This window comes from Rhizobium rhododendri, from assembly GCF_007000325.2.
Lineage (GTDB): Bacteria > Pseudomonadota > Alphaproteobacteria > Rhizobiales > Rhizobiaceae > Rhizobium > Rhizobium rhododendri.
The window spans coordinates 29277-48383 of sequence record NZ_CP117268.1 but is presented as its reverse complement, the minus strand read 5'-3'; the positions used below and the strand labels follow the sequence as shown (position 1 = coordinate 48383).

Annotated in this window: 15 protein-coding genes; 4 read left to right on the top strand and 11 right to left on the bottom strand. The window is 59.6% G+C overall.

What is annotated here, in order from left to right:
• Positions 1-5 precede the first annotated feature (5 nt).
• A complete protein-coding gene (locus PR018_RS18050) occupies positions 6-1040 on the bottom strand; it encodes a LacI family DNA-binding transcriptional regulator (protein ID WP_142832220.1) in 1035 nt (344 codons plus the stop codon).
• A 321-nt stretch (positions 1041-1361) separates the two neighbouring features.
• Between PR018_RS18050 and PR018_RS18045 the strand changes: the two genes are divergently transcribed.
• The gene (locus PR018_RS18045; RefSeq protein WP_142832219.1) at positions 1362-3887 is read left to right on the top strand and encodes a methyl-accepting chemotaxis protein; all 2526 of its coding nucleotides are present in this window, start codon (positions 1362-1364) and stop codon (positions 3885-3887) included.
• Positions 3888-4035: 148 nt separating this feature from the next.
• Here PR018_RS18045 and PR018_RS18040 read toward each other — a convergent pair whose 3' ends face one another.
• The 10 genes from PR018_RS18040 to PR018_RS17995 all read right to left on the bottom strand — a co-directional run bounded on the left by PR018_RS18040 (position 4036) and on the right by PR018_RS17995 (position 15630).
• The gene (locus PR018_RS18040) at positions 4036-5610 is read right to left on the bottom strand and encodes an amidohydrolase family protein (protein ID WP_142832218.1); all 1575 of its coding nucleotides are present in this window, start codon (positions 5608-5610) and stop codon (positions 4036-4038) included.
• The gene (locus tag PR018_RS18035) at positions 5607-6656 is read right to left on the bottom strand and encodes a questin oxidase family protein (protein ID WP_142832217.1); all 1050 of its coding nucleotides are present in this window, start codon (positions 6654-6656) and stop codon (positions 5607-5609) included. Before PR018_RS18035 ends, PR018_RS18040 begins: the two co-directional genes overlap by 4 nt.
• 16 nt (positions 6657-6672) lie before the next feature.
• Positions 6673-8331 (bottom strand): CocE/NonD family hydrolase, encoded by a 1659-nt coding sequence (locus tag PR018_RS18030; protein ID WP_142832216.1) that lies wholly within the window; start codon positions 8329-8331, stop codon positions 6673-6675.
• 2 nt (positions 8332-8333) lie between these two features.
• Positions 8334-9152: a creatininase family protein gene (locus tag PR018_RS18025; protein ID WP_142832215.1), complete on the bottom strand. Its 819-nt coding sequence runs from the start codon at positions 9150-9152 to the stop codon at positions 8334-8336.
• On the bottom strand, positions 9149-10663 hold the full coding sequence (locus tag PR018_RS18020; protein WP_142832214.1) for an NAD(P)-binding domain-containing protein: 1515 nt from the start codon (positions 10661-10663) through the stop codon (positions 9149-9151). Before PR018_RS18020 ends, PR018_RS18025 begins: the two co-directional genes overlap by 4 nt.
• Positions 10660-11457, bottom strand: coding sequence for an ABC transporter permease (locus tag PR018_RS18015; protein ID WP_142832213.1), 798 nt, complete (start codon positions 11455-11457; stop codon positions 10660-10662). Before PR018_RS18015 ends, PR018_RS18020 begins: the two co-directional genes overlap by 4 nt.
• Entirely contained in the window at positions 11454-12332 is an 879-nt protein-coding gene (locus PR018_RS18010; protein ID WP_142832212.1) for an ABC transporter permease, read from the bottom strand. The genes PR018_RS18015 and PR018_RS18010 overlap by 4 nt, the downstream gene beginning before the upstream one ends.
• The gene (locus PR018_RS18005; protein WP_209186291.1) at positions 12332-13414 is read right to left on the bottom strand and encodes an ABC transporter ATP-binding protein; all 1083 of its coding nucleotides are present in this window, start codon (positions 13412-13414) and stop codon (positions 12332-12334) included. The genes PR018_RS18010 and PR018_RS18005 overlap by 1 nt, the downstream gene beginning before the upstream one ends.
• A 2-nt stretch (positions 13415-13416) precedes the next feature.
• Entirely contained in the window at positions 13417-14499 is a 1083-nt protein-coding gene (locus tag PR018_RS18000; RefSeq protein WP_244615570.1) for an ABC transporter substrate-binding protein, read from the bottom strand.
• A gap of 138 nt (positions 14500-14637) precedes the next feature.
• A complete protein-coding gene (locus PR018_RS17995) occupies positions 14638-15630 on the bottom strand; it encodes a LysR family transcriptional regulator (protein ID WP_224129450.1) in 993 nt (330 codons plus the stop codon).
• A gap of 336 nt (positions 15631-15966) precedes the next feature.
• Here PR018_RS17995 and PR018_RS17990 point away from each other — a divergent pair, with 336 nt between their 5' ends.
• The 3 genes from PR018_RS17990 to PR018_RS17980 all read left to right on the top strand — a co-directional run bounded on the left by PR018_RS17990 (position 15967) and on the right by PR018_RS17980 (position 19106).
• On the top strand, positions 15967-17610 hold the full coding sequence (locus tag PR018_RS17990; protein ID WP_244615571.1) for an ABC transporter ATP-binding protein: 1644 nt from the start codon (positions 15967-15969) through the stop codon (positions 17608-17610).
• 287 nt (positions 17611-17897) lie between these two features.
• Positions 17898-18383: a MarR family winged helix-turn-helix transcriptional regulator gene (locus PR018_RS17985; protein WP_142832293.1), complete on the top strand. Its 486-nt coding sequence runs from the start codon at positions 17898-17900 to the stop codon at positions 18381-18383.
• A 24-nt stretch (positions 18384-18407) separates the two neighbouring features.
• Positions 18408-19106 carry an SDR family NAD(P)-dependent oxidoreductase gene (locus tag PR018_RS17980; protein ID WP_142832294.1) on the top strand — a complete coding sequence of 233 codons (699 nt, stop codon included), beginning with the start codon at positions 18408-18410 and terminating at the stop codon, positions 19104-19106.
• The last annotated feature ends 1 nt before the right edge of the window (position 19107 follow it).

Here is a 19107-nt window from a genome sequence, read left to right as displayed (position 1 = left end):
GTGGATCAGGCGGACTGGCGCATCACAAGGGTGCCGTCCGAGCGCATGGCATGGACGATAGCGCCTGTCGTCGTCTCTCCTTCGCCGAGAAGGGCGAGCAATGTGTCGACGCTGTTGGCCGTCATTGCCGCGAAATCCTGCGCCATTGTCGTCAGCGGCGGCGATGCATATCGGCTGAGGGGATGGTCGTCATGGGCGGCGATCCTGAGATGAGCGCCCTTTCGGCGTCCGACCTTCTGGTTGTTGGCAAAGGCTGCCGCCATCACACCGAAGGCCAGGCGATCGTTAGCACAGAGGATCGTCTTGCTCGGCAGGGACTTCCTGCGCAGCATATCGTCCATCTGTTCATAGCCGATCCGCTCGAAATCCCAGGTATAGTCCGCGCTCGTCTTGATCACCCGCGGCTCGAACCCGGCCGCCTCGACGGTGGCGACATAACTTGCCAGCCTTTCCGGCGAATTGTGATTGATATGCGGAATGTCGAGATAGGCCGGCGCGTCGCCGGACCGGCAGAGATAGTCGACGATCGTCGCGACGCTCTGGCTGTTGTTGTTGCCGACAAATGGCGTGCTGCCTTCGATGAAGGTGTCGAAATAGACCATCGCCAGGTTCTGGCCGAGTTTCTCGAAGACGCGCGGATCGGACTTGAAGCCGAGGGGTGCCACCAACGCCCCGGCCACCTTCAGCGACAGCATCGTTTTGACGGCCTCGGCCTCCAGTTCCGGCAAACCATGCGATGAAATCACGATCGGCCAGTAGCCGCTGGTGCGCAGGCGGAGTTCCAGCCGGTTGACCATTTCAGCATAGAAGGGGTCGCCGAGAGCAGGCACGAGAATGCCGATGTTGCGGGTGCGCTTGCGGTTGAGATTGCGCGCATAGAGATTGGGCTGGTAGTCCGAAGACCGCAACGCCGCCTCGATCAGAGCACGGGTGGCTGGCTTTACGCTGGTCGGATCGTCGAAGAACTTGGACAGGGTCGGACGCGATATCCCGCTGGATTTCGCAAAATCCTCCATCGTCCGGTGCGTCAGCTTTTTCATCGATATGCGACGTTCCTGTCTGCCAGAATGTGCAGAGGTGGAATTATGCGTTGTTAATCAACGAAGTGCAACCGCTGACCGGAAATTCGCACAACCGTCCCGGCCCGCCAAAAAGATCGCCGGTGACAACTTTTAAAATGACGTACGACTATAGAGCTTCCGGCTGAAGATCGTGCTCGCAACGTCGAACGAATCCGACTGAGCACGGCGCAAGTAAAACGGGAATAAGGCCGCAGGTTTCCAGTATGCTTAACGGCAATTTTATAAACTCGTGGCACCTTGAGCGACAATGAGACGGGGACGGTCGGGAAAATGAAAAATATGATGGACAAAATGATGTCGCGGGTGCGGATCCAGACAAAAGTTCTGGTGCTCGTGACACCGTTCATTCTGTGTATCGGCGCGGTCGGCCTGACGGGCTATTATGCCTCTCGGTTGCTCGAAGGCAGGATGGAGGTCTCGAACAGCGTCCTGCAGTCGCTCAGCGGCTTCAAGCATGTGTTCGCCAGCATGAGCACCTTCCTGATGCAGCCTTCGCAGGAAACGCACGACGGTGCTGCGGCCCAGGCCCGCGACCAGCTCGGCCTCCTGAAGCAGACCACCGAAGGTTTGCGCGCCGGAACGGATGTCTCCCTGCTGGACCAGTCTCTTTCGGAATCCGCAGCAATTCCCGACAAGATCGAGGCAATCTGGCAGCTCCAGCTCAACCAGCAGAAGATCTGGGATGACATCGTTGCGAACTCGGCAGCGCTGCTCGATCTGCAGGGACAGATCGGCAAGCGCTCCTTCATGCTGATGGCGGCGGCGAAGAAAAAGGACAACACCAACAAGGCCGGCTTGAAGACTTCGGTGGCATTGGGAACGGCAGCCTCGATGATTGCCGACCTCGAAAAGGCCTATGCCGAGGCAGCGCTTCCCGATGCCAAGATTGCGGCGCTGAAGAAGCTCGTGCCGGACCTGGTCACCGCGGTCTCGCTGCTTGCCGACGCGCTGCCGGATGACCAGAAGAGTGTTGCAAGCGACATCCAGGCATCTGTCGCTGTTCTCGATCAACAGAGCAAGGCGACAAGCCCGGACGCCGCAGTCGCGCTTGCCGACCAGGCACTCCTCGCCCTCCAGGCGCCGACCGCGAAACTGAAGGCGACCGGTGACGCATTGATGCGCCGTTCGGTGCTCGATCTCGCCACCTCCGACAAGGAAATCTCCATGGCAGAAGCCGTCGGCAACAAGCTGCGCGGCATCGTCAACATCAACAATGAAATCCGCGTCGTCTTCGCCGAGCTCGTTTCCAAGCCCGACGAAGAGAGCGTCAAGAAGGTCCAGCAGTCGCTCTATATGTACGCCAACGAGGTTGCAGCCCTTGCTGCGCTGATGAGCGACGACCCGGTCCTCTCGGTGCTTCCGGCCAAGGTCAAGCCGGTGCTCGACACGCTTGCCTCCAAGGCTGCCGACATCGCTGCCAACTCCCTGGAAAAGCAGGCGCAATTTTCCGCCGCCGCCAAGTTGATCGACAGCACCTGGAACCTGCTTACGCAGTTTGCGGAAAGCCAGAAGGCAAATGCCGGTGTCGAACGCCAGCAGGCGAACACGATCTCCATCGGCGCCATGACCATAGGCGTCCTCGTCGCGATGTTGGCTGGCGCAGCCCTCGTGATGACGCTGAAGGGACCGATCGCCCAGATCACCATAGCGATGCGCAAGCTCGCCGAAGGCAAGCTCGACACCGCCATTGCCGGCGAGGGTCGTCCTGACGAGATCGGCGACATGGCGCGCGCGCTGATGGTCTTCAAGGACAACGCCACATCCCGCTTGGTCATGGAAAAGGAGGCCCAGAGCGCGAGAGAGCTCTCCGAGGCCGAGCGCGTCAGAAATGACCGCGAGCGCCGTGAGGCACGCGTCCAGGTCGACGGAGCGATCGAGGCTCTCGGACTGGCGTTGAAAAGGCTCTCCAAGGGCGAACTCGATTTTGCGATCGACGTGCCGTTTGCACCCCATCTCGATGGGCTGCGCGACGATTTCAACCAGTCCATCGAAGGCCTCAGGGCGACGCTGGTCGACATCCGCGGCACAGCCGAGATGATCTATGACAATGGCCGGCAAATGGGGGAAGCCGTCAACGATCTGGCAATGCGCACCGAAAAGCAGGCCGCATCGCTGGAGGAGGCCGCTGCCGCCGTCGAACAGATCGCCGCCACTGTGGATACCTCTTCGGATCGCTCCGGCCTTGCGCTAAAACTGGTGCAGAACACCAAGCAGCGCGCGGAAAACTCGGCCAGGGTCGTGCAGAACGCCGTCTCGGCTATGGCAAGGATCAAGGAATCCTCCGACAGGATCTCGAACATCGTCACCGTCATCGACGGCATCGCGTTCCAGACGAACCTGCTGGCGCTCAATGCCGGCGTCGAGGCTGCAAGGGCAGGCGAGGCCGGCAAGGGATTTGCCGTCGTCGCCCAGGAAGTCCGTGAACTCGCGCAACGCTCGGCAAAGGCCGCCAAGGAGATCGCCCAGCTTATCAATACCTCGGTCAACGAAGTCGCCATCGGATCGCAATATGTCGAGGAAACCGGCGGCGCCCTTATCGGAATCTCGGGAGAAATCGTCGATATCTTCGGTCACGTCGAGCGGATCGCCTCTTCCGCCCAGGAGCAGGCGCAGTCCCTGCGGTCAGTCACCTCGTCGGTCAACGAAATCGACCGCATGACCCAGCAGAATGCCGCCATGGTCGAGGAAACCAGCGCCGCGACACGCCAGCTCTCGGACGAAACCCACGCCTTGACCGAACTCATCGGCCGCTTCAGCCTGGAAAAGAACCCCAGCTTCACCAAACCCGCCAGCCGCGCCGCCTGACCAGGCGTTGCGCCTGGATGGGTGAGATGAACCTCGGCTGACGTTTTGCAGCCGAGGGGACACGCGAAGCATTTTGAATTTACGCTATTGTTATTTTCTCTTTTCCCGGACGGCGTCGCCTGAAAGTGCCGTGCAACCCCTATCTGCCCTAATCCATCCCGTCCGCCATCGCATTGTATCGATAGGGGCGATATCCTGGCGTCGGTGTGAACTGACGGTGGTGCGCCTCGAGATGCGGCATGAGGGCGTTTATCGCCTCCCAGGCTTGGCTCTCGCTTGGCGTTTCCGGACGCTGCAGCCGCTCGCCGATCTCGGCGAGAACCGCGTCGCGATCGATGGTTGTGACCTTTCCCTCGTCGACCACCAGACGACCGCCGACGAAGACCTGGCTGATCGCGTGGCGTCCACCCCGGTGCAGGACGCTTTCGACGACCGGAGTGCGCGCGCTCACATGCGGCCGGCCGATCTTTCGCCTGTCCATCAGGACGATATCGGCCTGTAGCCCGGGTTCGAGCCTGCCGGTAAAGCCACCGAAACCGACAGTTTTCGCGCCATGTTCGGTGGCCATCTGCAGCACCGCGCCGGCATCCGGCCGTTCGTTCCAAAACCCGGTTTCGCGATGCAGCGCCCAGACCAGCTTCATTTCGAGCGTCATGTCGCGGTCGTCGGCAATGTTGGACTGGTCGATGCCAAGCGCCACCGGAATGCCGCGACGGCGCATTTCGTTGACTGGGGCGATGCCACTCCCGAGCCTGAGGCCCGAGGAGGCGTTATGGCACAGGCTGCAGCCGCATTCTGCTACGATGTCCATATCCTCGCGGCTCATCCAGTTGCCGTGCCCGAGCGTCACATTTGGCCCGAGGCATTCGAGCGCTTTCAGATGCTGGACGGCGCTGTGGCCGAATTTGTCGTGCGCGAAATGCGACTGCCGTTCGGTTTCGAGAAGATGCATGTGAACCTGGGCGTCGGCTTGCCGCGCCGTCTCGAAGATCGCCTGCAGGCATGCGTCCGAGCACCAGTGCAGGTTGGCCGGGGCAAGATTGATGCGCACATGATCCGGGCGGTCCGCAAGCCAGGCTTGCCGCAGCTCGCGGTAGAAGCCGAGAAGCTCCGGGACCGGTATGTTCGATGCCGCAAGTCTCGGCGCGATCCAGCTGCGAACGGTATCCGGAAGGGCGGCCAGCACCTTGGCGTCGTCATCGTAAGTCAGAATATTGCGGTCACGGATCATGAAGGAAAAGCCGGCCCGCATGCCGATCTCGCCATAGGCGTTGAGCGTCGCATTCGCAGCAGCCATCCAGGCGTCCGGCGCGCCGGCCATTCCGCTGTTGATATGCTGCACCGTCGTGGTGCCACTCTCCAGCATCTCGATGGCGGAATAGAGCGTATCCAGCCGCGTATCGACCTGGCGCATCGCCCGAAACTGCGGCAGCCATAATTCCAGCGGCGCGAAGGGCACGCCCTGCATCAGCGGCGTGACGCCGAAATGATGATGGCTATTGACGAGCCCCGGCATGGCAATCATCTCGGCAGATCCGAAACGGGGCAGATGGTCGTTGCCGTATGTGACGGCTTCCATCGCCCCGATCTGCGCGATCATCCCGCGATCCACCCGGATGCCGACGTCATGGCGCATCGACATGCTGCCATCCGGCATAAGCCCCGACAACACTGTCCCGGCCTCAATGATGCAATCGCCTGTGATGGATGCGTCCGGGCTCATTTGGTATAGTCTCCGATAAGCCCGAGTCGACGGGCGACAACAACGCGATAGAGCGGATCCCCGTAGACCTTCATTTCTTCGCTGGCCGAAAAAGCAAGACTGATATCGTGTTCGTCGTAACTGCGCGCGGCGATCGCATGCAGTTCGGGCCAATCCGGCACTTCGATATGACGCCAGCGATCAAGCTGGCTCGCCTCCGGAATTTCCGGAAAACCAAGCTCACCCATGAGCGCGGCGATCCCTTGCCAGAACACCCGCAACATCCGGTGGAACGCGGCCTCGTCGCAATGAGGCTCGAGGAGACGGATCCAGTGCAACCCGGTGATGATGTGAAGTGCCGCAAAATGCTGGGTTGCCGCAAAGACGGAAAGCGCCGTGGCCGCCATTTTTTGCAGTGTGCCAGGCCCGATATCAAGCCAGTCCACCACGGGTGCAAACTCGGGAACGCTGCTGGCATCGCGCATATTTTGCCACAGCAGGTCGTGAAGCTGCATCCCGTGTAATGGCGTGAGACTTGCTGTCAGAACGAGAACTTCGGCTGGATCGGTCGTGATTGGGTGCGCTCCCCTGGCCGCCGGAAGTGGCAGATAGGTTGCCGCCCAGTAGGCAAGCGCAATTGCGATATCGGTGTTGTCGTCCCGAAGCACGCCGTAAGCCGTTCGCATCAATGCGTGAAAGGCGCTGGCTGCGATGCCGTCGGCAAGATCCGGTAGATAGAGCTGCAAAGCCTCATGAATGCCCAGGCGCGCCAGTTCGCCGGTAAAGAAAATTCGCAGATCCGGTTCCCGTTCGCGTATCCCGATCGCAGTCTTCCAGCTGTCGCGGTTGAGTGGCTTCAAAGGCAACGCGAATGGCAGCAGTTGCTTTGTATCTCTGTAGTGGTTGAAGAAGCGCCGAAGCTGAGACGGCGTGCCGCCTATCCGGTCCAGTGCGACGAGTACCATGGGAGCATGATTGGCGAAGGTGCGTGAGAACTCCGAGCCCCATGCCGGCATGTCGCCCATGACAGCCTCCAGTCCTTCGGATAGGTTTTCTGTTGCAGTCATTGATCAAACTTCTCTTTTACGATGCTGTACCGCCGGCAGTGGCCTGCGACAGCATCGGTAAGCGCAAGACGGAGGGGTAGCCGTCGCCGGAGCGGAGCATGAGGGTCGTGACAAGCCGATCCGTGACGCTCGCGTCCTGGGGGCGTGCGCCGGTGCCCGGATTGACGGGGAAGGCGGGGAAAGAGGCTGACTGGATCGACAGGCGCAGGCAATATCCCGCCGGGATCGTCAGATACGTCGGCCGTAACCTCAGCAGAACGGCCAGTCCATCTTTATTCGCCGTTATTGTCTTATGTGTCGACGTCAAGCAAATTACGGCTCCATCCGGGGCCACTGTGCTCAACGTGCAATCGAGGTCGAAACTCGGCCTGTCGGCAGTGACGAAAAGATCGACTTCCGCCACTCCACTCAGCAGAACCGGGAGGGCGAAAGGTTTCGAGGTATAGACGAGCACATCGGCCCTATCGTCGACGTCCGACCTGTCGGCAAAATCGGCAGGCGTTCCGAGATGAAGGCCCACGCTCGGTGCTGGCCGCCATGGATCGTGCACGAGGTGGTCAATTCTCGAAGGCCCTGGCGTTTCAACAAGCGATCCATCCGTGCTCGTTGCCGCTGCACGACCGTCAGATGCGAGATGAAGCACAAGTGTCTGCGCGTCCGGAAGCCGCTCGAAGCCGGCCCAGGCCTTGTCGAAGACGTCATAAAGCTTGATCTTCGGTTCGATATTCTCGCGGCCTTTGAGCACTTCGTCGAAGAAGCCGACGATCTGGCGGTCTATGCCGTCTGCAGCCTCCGCCCCGGCATCGAGGGCGCCGACCCGTCGGCCCCAGGGAATGTGCGACCAGGGTCCAACACACAGTCGCTGCAGACTGCCGCCAACGGAAAACTCCTCGAAGGCTGCGAATGTGCCTTCGAGCATAATGTCGTTCCATCCACCGACATGCAGCACAGGCACATCCAGCGTCATACCTTCAAGAAGCGATTTTGGCGACCTTGAACCCCAATAGGAGGGATCGTCGGTCAGCCAGTCCTGGTAATGCGTGTAGCGTGCTGCCTGCTGCAAAGCCTCAGGCTTTCCCGAGAGAACACCGGAATGCAGGGACGGCTTTGCGGCATGTAACATGTGAGCGGTGGCAAGATCGCCGGCCCGCCTGGCGTTTTCGACGGCCATCTGGCACGCCCACATCTGGTTGGACTGAAGCCGAAACCCATCGCCTTCGAATGCCCAGTGATTGCGGACATCGAAAGCCGCCATGGCGATGGCCATGGCATCGGGCAATTTTCCGCCGGTCTTCTTGGCGCCGGCAAGGGCTAGGAACTGGTTCATGCCGTGGTAGCTGAAGCCGTAGCTCGCCACCATGCCGTTGCAACCGTCGAGATCGGCCGCCAGCGACAGCGTCTGCGCGCCGTCGGCAACATCGTCTTCGAGTACCCTGAATACACCCTCGGAATCACCCCGGCCACGAACATCCTGCACCAGCACGATGTAGCCTTGCGCCGCATACCATGCGGGATGGGCAAGGACGACAGTCGAGGCAACTTTACGCCCATAGGGAAGGCGCATGACCAGAACAGGATAGCGTTCGGGGCCCACAGGACGATAAACGTCGGCCGCCAGGTAAAGACCGTCCGCCATAGGCATCCGAAGATTTTCGATGTCGCGAAGTGCCAGCATGGTTATCTCCCGGCCGAAAAGCGGGTTTCGGAGGTAAGCCTCTCCATGTCAAAATCGCCCGTTGCCGCAATCAGGCGCACCAACCCCGCGGCCGCCCGGTCAAGCACGAGAGCGCCCTTGGTGGCGTCGGCATTGGCGGCATTCCCGCTGACACCTGCCGGGTGAAGGTCCTGCGCCTGCCAGCCAAAGCCGACCGCGCCTTCAGCAGTCAACGGGCTGCCGGACTTTTCGATTTCCACGGTCAAGGGTACGAAATCCTCTGCCTTGTCCATGGCCACCAGCTCTGGCGCGATGGCTAGCATCATACTGGTCTCGATATCGCCGCCGTGAATGCCGTGCGTGATTTCCGCGGCCGAAAACAGGTCATCGACCTCTGCGATCCTGAACCAGGAGCAAGCGACCGCAAGCATATCGAGCTCTACACGGATATCCCGGCAGGTCATTTCCATGAGGGAAATCTGGCCGCCATGCGAATTGAACAGGATGATTTTGCGCGCACCGGCGCGTTTTACGCTTCTGGCCACATCGAGCCAGACGAGGCGAAGTGTCTGGGCCGATACGGTAAGCGTACCGGGATATGCCAAATGCTCGTCGGACTTGCCGATGCCGATCGACGGCAGGATCAGGACGTCTGCGTTCGTGTCGAGCAACCGCACCATGCGGTCCAGGATGGCAGCGTTTATGGCCGCATCCACCTGCACGGGAAGATGCGGCCCATGTTGCTCGACAGCTGCGATCGGCAGGATAACGACAGTCTCGCTCAAATCGCGGGCTGCAAAGTCGGCGGTCGAATGATCCGCCCAATAAAAGGATTGGGTCACGTGCCACTCCGCAAATCGGATCTGCCGGTTTCAAGCAAACTAGCCGCTTGCCGATTGGCCTCGGCTACCACTGTTTCGAAGTCATCCGGTACAGGGAGGTCCGCCGAGACGTAGGAGACCAGCTCCGGCAATATCTCCTTTTCGCGATCGAGAAGCAGCCGGCGCAGAACGCCGCGCACCAGCCTTGGCACCGCATGCTTGTGCCCACTGATGGAGGTGGAGTGAGGGCCGTGACTGACAAAGCTGCTGCTGTTGAACGCGAACACCCGGCTGACCCATGTCTCATCTGGATCCCTCGGGATGAATCCGTAGAAGCCGTCGAGGTAGGGGAAACGCGCAAGTCGGGCATCGGCGCTGCCGTCTTGCGGGGTATAGCGGTCGCCCCAGAGAGCAACCCGGTCGTGAAGGGTTTTAAGTTCAGGTCTTGCGGCGAGATCGACATCCATGCCCGTGGCAAGAAGCAGGTGATCGAACTCCAGGATACCGTTGGGGGTCGTTACATGGATTGCATCGGCCTGCTGAGAGACGTCCAGCCAGGGCGTGGCGGGACGCAGCCGGAAATTGTCGAGGCTCATCGCCGTCTCGAAACTACGCACCGGCGGTGGCTGATCGGCACTGCGGAAGAACCTGGCTATATTCCAGCGCGTGGTTTCGGAGAGATCGGGGTAATGCGTCATCATTCCGGGCGTCTCGACAGCGCGGTGAGGATTGGTGCGGGGCAGTCGCGCACGCCGGAAGCAGAGATCGACGGAGGCAGCACCTGCTTCCAGTGCCTTGATGGCATTATCGAATGCAGAGGCCCCATGGCCAAGCACGCCGACGCGCCGGCCCTTCAATGCTCCGAAATCGACCGGACCGTTGGTGTGATCGAACCTGTCTGGCGCAAGCGAGCCAGAGACGATTGCCGGCACCCTCCATGCGCCGGCGCCATCGTATCCGGTGGCCAGCACGACAGTTCTCGCCAGGCATTTTTCAACCCTGCCGCTAATGCTGGTGGTTACCGCGATGAGGTCGCCGTCCGGCGCAACATCCAGAACCGTGCAATGGTTGGTGATGGCGATCTCGAATACGTCGGCATACCAGTCGAGATAGGCCTTCCAGTCCGTGCGCGGAATGCGCGGCAGTTCCGCCCAAGCTTGCTGCCCGTAGCGTGTTTCGAACCAGCGGCGTACGGACAGGTTGACGACGTTGAACTCGTTGCCGACCTGAGTTTTCGGCGTGCGCAACTCTTCCATGCGCGCAAACGTCAGCCACGGACCCTCTGCGCCCGGTGCACTGCTATCCAGCACGCGGATACGCCTGAGCCCGTCCCATTTCAGGGCGGCCGCTATCGTGACGCCGGACTGGCCACCGCCGACAACGATGACATCGGCAATCTCTGCGGCGTCGGGCCTTGGTAGATCGCTGAGCCACGGCGCGCTCGGATAGCCAAGTGCTGCAAGATCGGCAAGCGCTGCCTGCTTCAAGTCGTCAAGGGCCGTCCCTGGGATATCGACGGGGGAAATCATCATAGCTGGTCTCGCAAATGCGCCATACGGCCACGCAAGCGGCGGCGGCGATTGAGTTCGGTCAGCGCCACGATCAGAGCCGTCAGCACGAGTACCGCAACTTGCATGGCATTGAGGTCGGGTTTGAGTTCGCGCCGGAACTCCGATGCGACGATCAGCGACAGGGGCTGCGTTCGTCCGGCAAGGAACATGGAGATGGTAAGATCGGCCAGGGAGAGGATGACGCCGATGGAATAGGCCGCACTCAGCGCGACGCTCAGCTGCGGCAGCAGGACACGCCGGAAACTTTGCCACGGCGTTGCGCCGAGATCTCGCGCTGCTTCCTCAAGACGCGGGTCGAGACGAACCATCACAGCGGCAAGTATGGTGGTGGTGAAGGGAACGACGACCAGAGTCTCAGCCAGGATCAGCGCAGTCGCACCGCGACCCAGCCCCACCCAGCTCATGAGCATGGCCTGCGCGATCGAAAGGACCGTCTTCGGCACCAGAAAGGGCACGAGAACCAGGATAGCAAATGCTGCCCGAAACTTCATGCGTGGCGATGTCAGGGCCAGTGCGGCCATGAGGCCAAGGAGAGCACCCAGCAAGCCCACAGGCTGAGCGATCAAGAAGCTGGTGGCAAAGCCGCCCCGAAAGGCGTCATTCCCCAAAAGACTGCCGTACCAGGAGAGGGTGAAGCCGCTCAAGGGGAAAGCCATGGTGCTTGCGGCGTTGAAAGAGAATATTCCGAGAACGACGATCGGAAGATAGAAGAAGCATCCGGCGAGCGCGAGCGTGAGAATGACCATACGGTTCATCTTGCACCCCATCGAAACACTGCCTTGGCGCCACTAACCCGCAGAAGGATTGTTAAAAAGCCGCTGGCAAGCACGAAAAGAACGATGAGAAGGCTGAGGGAAAGCGCCGATGCCAGCGGCCAGTCGAAGGCGGTTCCGAACAAATTGTCGATCATGGCCATCGGAGTAGCACCAGACGTTCCCCCGAGAAGACTTGGCGTCATCATGTCACCTGCGGCAAGTGCAAAGACGGTAAACACGCCGACAGCCAGTCCGGGCGTCGTCAGGGGAAGGATAACCTTGAAAAACGCGTCCAGAGGGCGGGCACCCAGATCCCTTGCCGCTTCTATCAGGCGATGGTCGATCAGTTCAGCCGAAATCCAGATTGCCAGCACCATGAAGGGCAGGTTGTTGTAGAGCAGCACAAGATGCGTGGTGAACGGTGTAAACAACAGGAACTTCAACGGTTCACGGATAATGCCGACCCATTGCAGAGCGGCGTTGATCAGGCCTTCCGAGCCGAGAACAACCCGCCAGGCATAAATGCGGACAATTTCGCCGGTATAAAGCGGCGTCAGAAGAACGATGCTACCGATCCCTTTCCAGAGAACCGAGAGGCGCGTCATCGAAATAGCGATCGGGTAGCCGACAGTGGCGGCCAGCACGGCGGTGCCTGCGCCTGAGACAACAGCCTTGCCGATCAGAAACGCAAAGACCGGATTGCTAAACATCTGCGCCCAGCTTTTCCCGGAAAAGGCCGGAACGAGCGTGAAAGCATCGAGATCCACCTCGAAGACGCTGAACACCGCCAGCAAGGCGAGCGGCAAAATGCATCCAACGATCAAGAGGCAGGCGACCGGCACGGCAAGCTGCGCCCGATGAAATACCGGATCCATCAGTCGATCCTCGTGATGAAGGCGCGCTGCCGATCGATGACCAGGGCGACATCGGCTCCCGGCATCATCGGGTGATCGGCCATGTATCGCACCGCAACGCCGTTCACGATGGCTTCGACGAGGTATCGGTCACCCTTGAAGACCACGTGCTGGATGGTCGCGCTCAACCCGTCTGCGCCGACAAGGACGTGCTCCGGCCTGATCGCCAGAATTGCCGTGTCGCCCTGCGACAGGCCATCGATTGCCGGACATTCGAAAACACCGATCGCCGTGCTGATCGCGGCCGATCCGGGAACTGAACCGTTCCCGACGATCTCGCCGGGAACAAGTGTCGCTGCGCCGATGAAGTCAGCAACGAATGCGTTTGCTGGGCGGGTGTAGATCGTCAACGGTGGTGCCTTCTGAACGATGCGGCCCTTGTTCATCACGACGACGATATCGGAGAGCGCAAACGCCTCCTCCTGATCGTGGGTGACATAGACAAAGGCGATGCCGAGGCGCCGCTGCAGGTCTTTCAGCTCGATCTGGAGATGTCCGCGCATCTTCTTGTCCAGCGCCGACAGGGGTTCGTCGAGGAGAAGCAGGTGAGGTTCGGCAATGATGGCCCGCGCCACGGCGACCCGCTGCTGCTGGCCACCCGAAAGCTGGTGCGGATATCGGTCCGCAAATTCTGCCATGTGGACGGCGTCAAGAGCGCGTTTCACGCGGGCTGCCACATCGATATTGCTTCGACGCAGCGTCAGCGAGAAGGCCACGTTTCCGAATACCGTCAGATGCGGAAACAAGGCGTAACTCTGGAAGACCGTGTTGACCGGGCGCCGCTCCGGCGGCACGCCGGAAAGCGACCTGCCATCCAGCACGATGGAACCTGCATCCGGCTTCTCGAAACCTGCAATCATCCGCAGGATTGTCGTTTTGCCGCAACCGGAAGGGCCGAGGAAGGTGGTGAACGCCCTTTCCGGGATGTCGAGATCGATGCCATCGACCACCCGCTGCCTGCCGTAAGTCTTGGTCAGGCCGCGGGCCGAGAGCAACAACCCCGCTCCCGGCAGATCAGGCGCCCTGTCAGGCGTATTCACCATGATCAGCTTGCCTTGACTTCATTCCAGACCTTCAGCCACTCTGAGTAATTCTCAGGGGCAACCGGCCACATGAAGGACTTCATCACGTCCATGTCGTCTACGAAGATCGCTTCCTGCTGTTCCTTGGACAAGGTGTCACGGATGACGGAGGAGGTCGTGGCGTAATTGCCGATCTTGGCGATCTGCGTTGCGAATTCCGGACCGAGCAAATAATCGATGAACTTGTAGCCGATCTCCGTCTTTTCGGGAGACAGGGTCGCCGGCATGGCAAAGCAGTCGCACCATCCCATGATGCCAGCCTTGGGCTTTGCCATGCCCAACGGCAACTTGTCCTTCAGGGTATCGTAGGGAACACGCCATGAAAATGCGCAGGAAACCTCGCCCGTGGCGAACAGGTTGGTGAGATCTCCGATCGTCTGCCAGTAAGTCCGTAGTAGCGGCTTTTGGGCAATCAGCAGCTTCTTGGCTTCCGCAAGCTCCTTGGTCTCCATGAAAAACACCTTGTCGCGCGGGATGCCGGCAACCAGGCCCGCGATACCGATCGATTCCAGCGCATAGTCGCGCATGGCGAGCTGGCCCTTGTACTTTTCGTTGAAAAGCGTCGTGTAGTCTGGCTCGCTTTCGAATTTGTCCTTGCGGTAGACGATCGGGTTTAGACCCCAGAGGTAGGGAACTGCAAACTGCTTGCCGGAGGCATCGAGGACCTTGGGTGTGGTCTTGAAGACATCGTACATCTTGGCGGAGTTGGGGATCTTGGCCATGTCGATTTGTTGGAGCAGCCCCGCTTTGATATAGCGCCAGCTTCCGTTCAGCGATGGGTTGATCATATCCCAATCCGAGGCAGTGCCGGTTTTCAGCGCCGCAAACTGCGCGTCTTCGCTGGAGAGATAGGACAACTTTACCTTGACACCGGTCTGCGCTTCGAAGGCTGCGATGTATTCAGGATGGCCGTTGGAATCCCAGGTTGCCCAGACCATCTCCGACACGGCAGCCCGCGCGCTGCTCAACGAGCCGAAAGTTCCTGCCGCCGCGCCAGCGGCGATACCTGCAAGTATTTCACGTCGGGTAATTCCTGAACCTGCCATCGTGCTCTCATCTCGTTGCGAGGAAACTGAGAGGAGTGTGGTCTGTTTGGTCAGGAAAGCCTATAACCGATACACAATAGACTATATTGCGCTTTGCCAGTTTTGTGCGGCCGGACATTCTGAACGGAAGCGGTCCTTTCAATTGTAGAGCGATGCGTGAGGAAGAAGGGCTTTGGGTGACAAGGGGCCCGTCGGATCGCAGGCGCGAATGTCGGCTGCAACCGACTTGATCATCTGTCTCAGCCAGAGGTGATCGGGCGACTGATGCTTGCACTCGTGCCACAGCATATAGAACTGCATCTGCCCGAGGTCCCTTGGAGCCTCCCTGACGACCAACGGAAACGACTGGGCGATCTGCTCGGCAAAAATACGACCCGTGGTAAAGACAAGGTCGGATTGGGTCAGCACGTAAGGTGTGATCGCATATTCGGGAACCGAGACGGCTATATTGCGCTTCAGGCCGAGTTCTATCAGCCGGCCGTCGATCGGGCTGAGATGCGCACGTTTGTCCGATGTCGGCGACAGATGCTTCTCTTTCAGAAACTCGTCCATGGTGATCGGCTTGTGCTGGCTGGCAAGCCGGTGGCTTGGGCGGAAGACGCAGACGATGTCGGTCGTCAGCAACGGGGACATCCGCAGGTATTCTGGCGGGTGTGGCCAGTTGCCAATGACCGCGTCGATGGAGCCGTCTGCCAACTGGCTTATCAGATCCTCGTAGCTCGGCATATGAGATGCATCGACACCCACATTGGGCGCCTTTTGCGCAATTCTGCCGACGAGTTGAGGCAGAAACACTGCTCCAAGGCAATTATCGGCAATGATGCGGAAGTTCCGCGCTGCGGTTTTCGGGTCGAAGGTTGCATCTGGAGAAAGATGAGCGTCGATCTGGCCGAGAATGTCGCGCAACGTCTGCTTCAGCGCAAGGCCCCGTTCCGTCGGCACAAGTGTGCTGCCAGACCTCACCAGCAGCGGGTCGTCCAGCATTTCCCGCAGCCTTTTCAGCGTTAAACTTACCGTTGGCTGAGCCTGGCCCAGAATATCGGCCGTTCGAGAGACACTGCATTCCGTCAACAAGGTCAACAGCGTCCTCATCAGGCGCACATCCATCATACCGTTTGCCTGTCGCGTCATGACTAGCCTTCTTCCCATTTGGAATGTGACAGGCTGGTGAGAAGCATGTTTTATGCCAAGCCGTGTGCCGCAACCTGGCGAGACGTTCGCCGCATCGTCTTCGATATTGATGCTGCAGACCATTATCCGACGTAACGCCGATCCCACTGACCGGGTGAGACGATACGGTTCACTTCAGTTTTTAGAGTTAGAAATGCGGTCCGCTCATCCGATTGTCCCAGCCGTAGTATCATCAACAAGGGTGCTTCGGCATTCGCCCGCACGGAAACTCCCGATATTCGGCATCATTCTTGCATAACCCCAAGCCTTCGCGAAAATCGGAAAGGGCCCGCCATCATGCAGACTGAAACTATGCCACTGGAAGCTGGCGGAGATGTTGCTCTGTCCGTCCGGCAACTGACCGTCAGTCTTCCGAAGAACATGGAGCGCCCGCATGCGGTGAGTGACATTTCCTTCGATCTGAGATCGGGGGAAATTCTCTGCATCATCGGCGAGTCCGGGTCAGGAAAGTCGGTGACGGCCAATGCAATCATGGGGCTGTTGTCACCGGCCATCACCGTCACGCATGGCAGCATCTGGTTCAAGGGGCGGGACCTGATCCAGGCGGATGAAAAGACTTTGCGGGCGTTGCGCGGCCGCGCCGTCTCGATCATTTTTCAAGATCCGCTTTCGGCCCTCAATCCGCTGATGACGATCGGCGATCAGATCGCCGAGGTGATGGAAGCGCACAAGGTGGGGACGCCGGAAAGCCGTGCTGCCAAGGTTCTCGGTCTTCTCGACGAGGTTGGTCTTCCCGACCCAGGCCTGCTTCAGCATCAGTATCCGTTCCGTCTCTCCGGCGGACAGCGTCAGCGTGTGATGATCGCCATGGCGCTCGCGCTTGATCCCGATGTCTTGATCGCCGACGAGCCGACAACGGCGCTGGATGTCACGACCCAGGCGCAAATTCTCGAATTGATCCGCAAGATCCAGCGTCGGAAGAACATGAGCGTGATGTTCATCACCCATGATTTCGGCGTCGTCGCGGAGATTGCCGATCGGGTGATCGTCATGGAGAAAGGACATCTTGTGGAGCAGGGGCCTGCCGATATCGTCTTGAACGCGCCCGAGCATCCCTACACGAAACGCCTCATTGCCGCCGTTCCGCGCATGACCGCGCAGGATCGGCAGGGAGCAGCGGATACGCCCGTCGTGCTTGAGGTATCTCATCTCAGTAAGACCTACCACACGTCCGGCGGGTTCTTTACCAAGGGTCGAACTGTGCGCGCCGTCAACGATGTCAGTTTTTCGATCCGCAAGGCGCGAACCCTCGGCATCGTCGGCGAATCCGGTTCCGGAAAGTCGTCGCTCGGCCGGGTTCTGGTGAAGCTTATGAATTCGGATAGCGGCCAGATCCTGTTCGACGGTCGCGATATCGCGCCGATGTCGAACGACGCATTCCGATCGATCCGACCCTATATCCAGATGATCTTCCAGGATCCGTTTGCCTCCCTCAATCCGCGTCATACCATCGGCAGGGTCCTGACCGTCGGGCCCGTGGCGCATGGGATGTCCATCTCGGAGGCGAAAGCCAAGGCGCTTCGAACGTTGAAGCTGGTCGGGTTGGACGAGGGTGCCTATGACAGGTTTCCGCATGAATTTTCCGGCGGCCAGCGGCAGCGGATCGGCATCGCCAGGGCGCTGATGTTCGACCCTGTGCTGTTGGTGGCCGATGAAGCGGTGTCGGCCCTCGACGTGTCGATCCAGGCGCAGATTCTCGAGTTGCTGACGCGAATCCAGAAAGAGACAAAGGTGGCAATGATTTTCATCACCCATGATCTGAGGGTCGCGAGCCTGATCTGCGACGAGGTCGCCGTCATGTACCGGGGGGAAATCGTCGAGTATGGGCCACCCTCGCAGATTTTCCGCGCGCCGGGCCACGATTATACCCGCAAGCTTGTCGCGGCGATCCCCGGTGCCGAGTGGGAGCCGGCCGCCTGAGGCGCCCATAAACTGATCCCGTATAGCGTGGCCGCCCTGAACCCGTGTCAGGGCGGCTTTTTGTCGTTTTGCCTCATATGAATATGCGTATCCGCCCAATAAACGGGCAATTCAGAACGGTGAATAAAATATCGGCGAACTCATCAGAAAATAGTTGCAATTATCCACTATCTGGCAAATCATGACCTTGGAAGACTACTCCTATGTCTCTCGTTCCGAGATCGTAATAGCTAACCTTATCAGAAAGGATAGCTTGGTATCGCTTTGCTTTTTTGAGGCTTTCGACTGTGCCAGAACGAAGAAAGACGCCACCCGTTTCGCTTGAGGACATCGATCTTGATGTGCTGGAAGATACGCTGAGCTTCTACATCCGCACGGTCAATATCGCAGTCTCGCGCGATCTGGATGAGCGCCTTGAGGGATACGATGTCGCCAAGGGGACCGGAAAGATCACTACCTTGCTCATGGTCGACAGTCATCCGGGAATTCGCCCGTCTGTGATCGCCCAACTCATTCTTAAGGATCGTTCCGCCATGGGCCGCCTTGTCGAGCAGATGGAAAGCCAGGGGCTTCTGACCCGCGAGACGTCGGTAGACGACAACCGCGCACAGGAACTTTACATCACCGAGAGAGGCGCAGAGCTGGCTGTCGAGGTGCGCGCCATCGTTACCCGGCAATCCAGGGACTTCTTCGACTTCGTGCCGGAGGGCGACCGGCAGCTGTTGATGGACATTCTGCGCAGAACCTACCGGCGGATCGCCGGCCTGTCCTGATCGTTGTTTTCGAAGGATCATGCCATGATGGCAGAGCGTGTAGCGTTGATATCGGGTGCCAATCGTGGCATCGGCGCGGCAGTCGCGGTTTTTCTGCATGAGCAGGGATGGCGCCTGTCGCTTGGCATGCGCACGCCGGCGCTGCCTGCCTGGGCCGATCCACGGCGCGTTCATGTTCACACCTACGATGCATTTGAAGAAACTGCCGAGCAGACCTGGGTCGATGCGGCAGTCGACCGTTTCGGCCGCATCGATGCTATCGTCGCCAATGCCGGGATCATGATTGCGAAATCGGTCATAGAGGCCGATGAGGTGGACATCGACGCGATGCTTGCTGTCAATGTCAAGGCGCCGCGCCGGCTTGCCCGGGCTGCATGGCCGGCTCTCAGCAAAAGTGGCCGGGGCAGGGTTATCATTCTCGGTTCGTTGTCCGGCAAGCGCGTGAAGTCGGCCGGCGCCGGTTCGTATTCGATCTCCAAGTTTGCAGCTGTTGCCCTTGCCCACGGCATCCGCCATGCGGGCTTTGATCTTGGTATACGCGCTACCGCCGTCTGCCCGGGTTTCGTTGCGACAGACATGGCGCTCGGTATCACCGACCGCGCCGCCGAAACGATGACCGACCCGCGCGATCTTGCCCGGATCATATCCATGCTGCTGGACTTGCCAAACGAAGCCAGCGTCGCCGAATTCAACATCAATTGCCAGCTCGAGGAATCCTACTGAA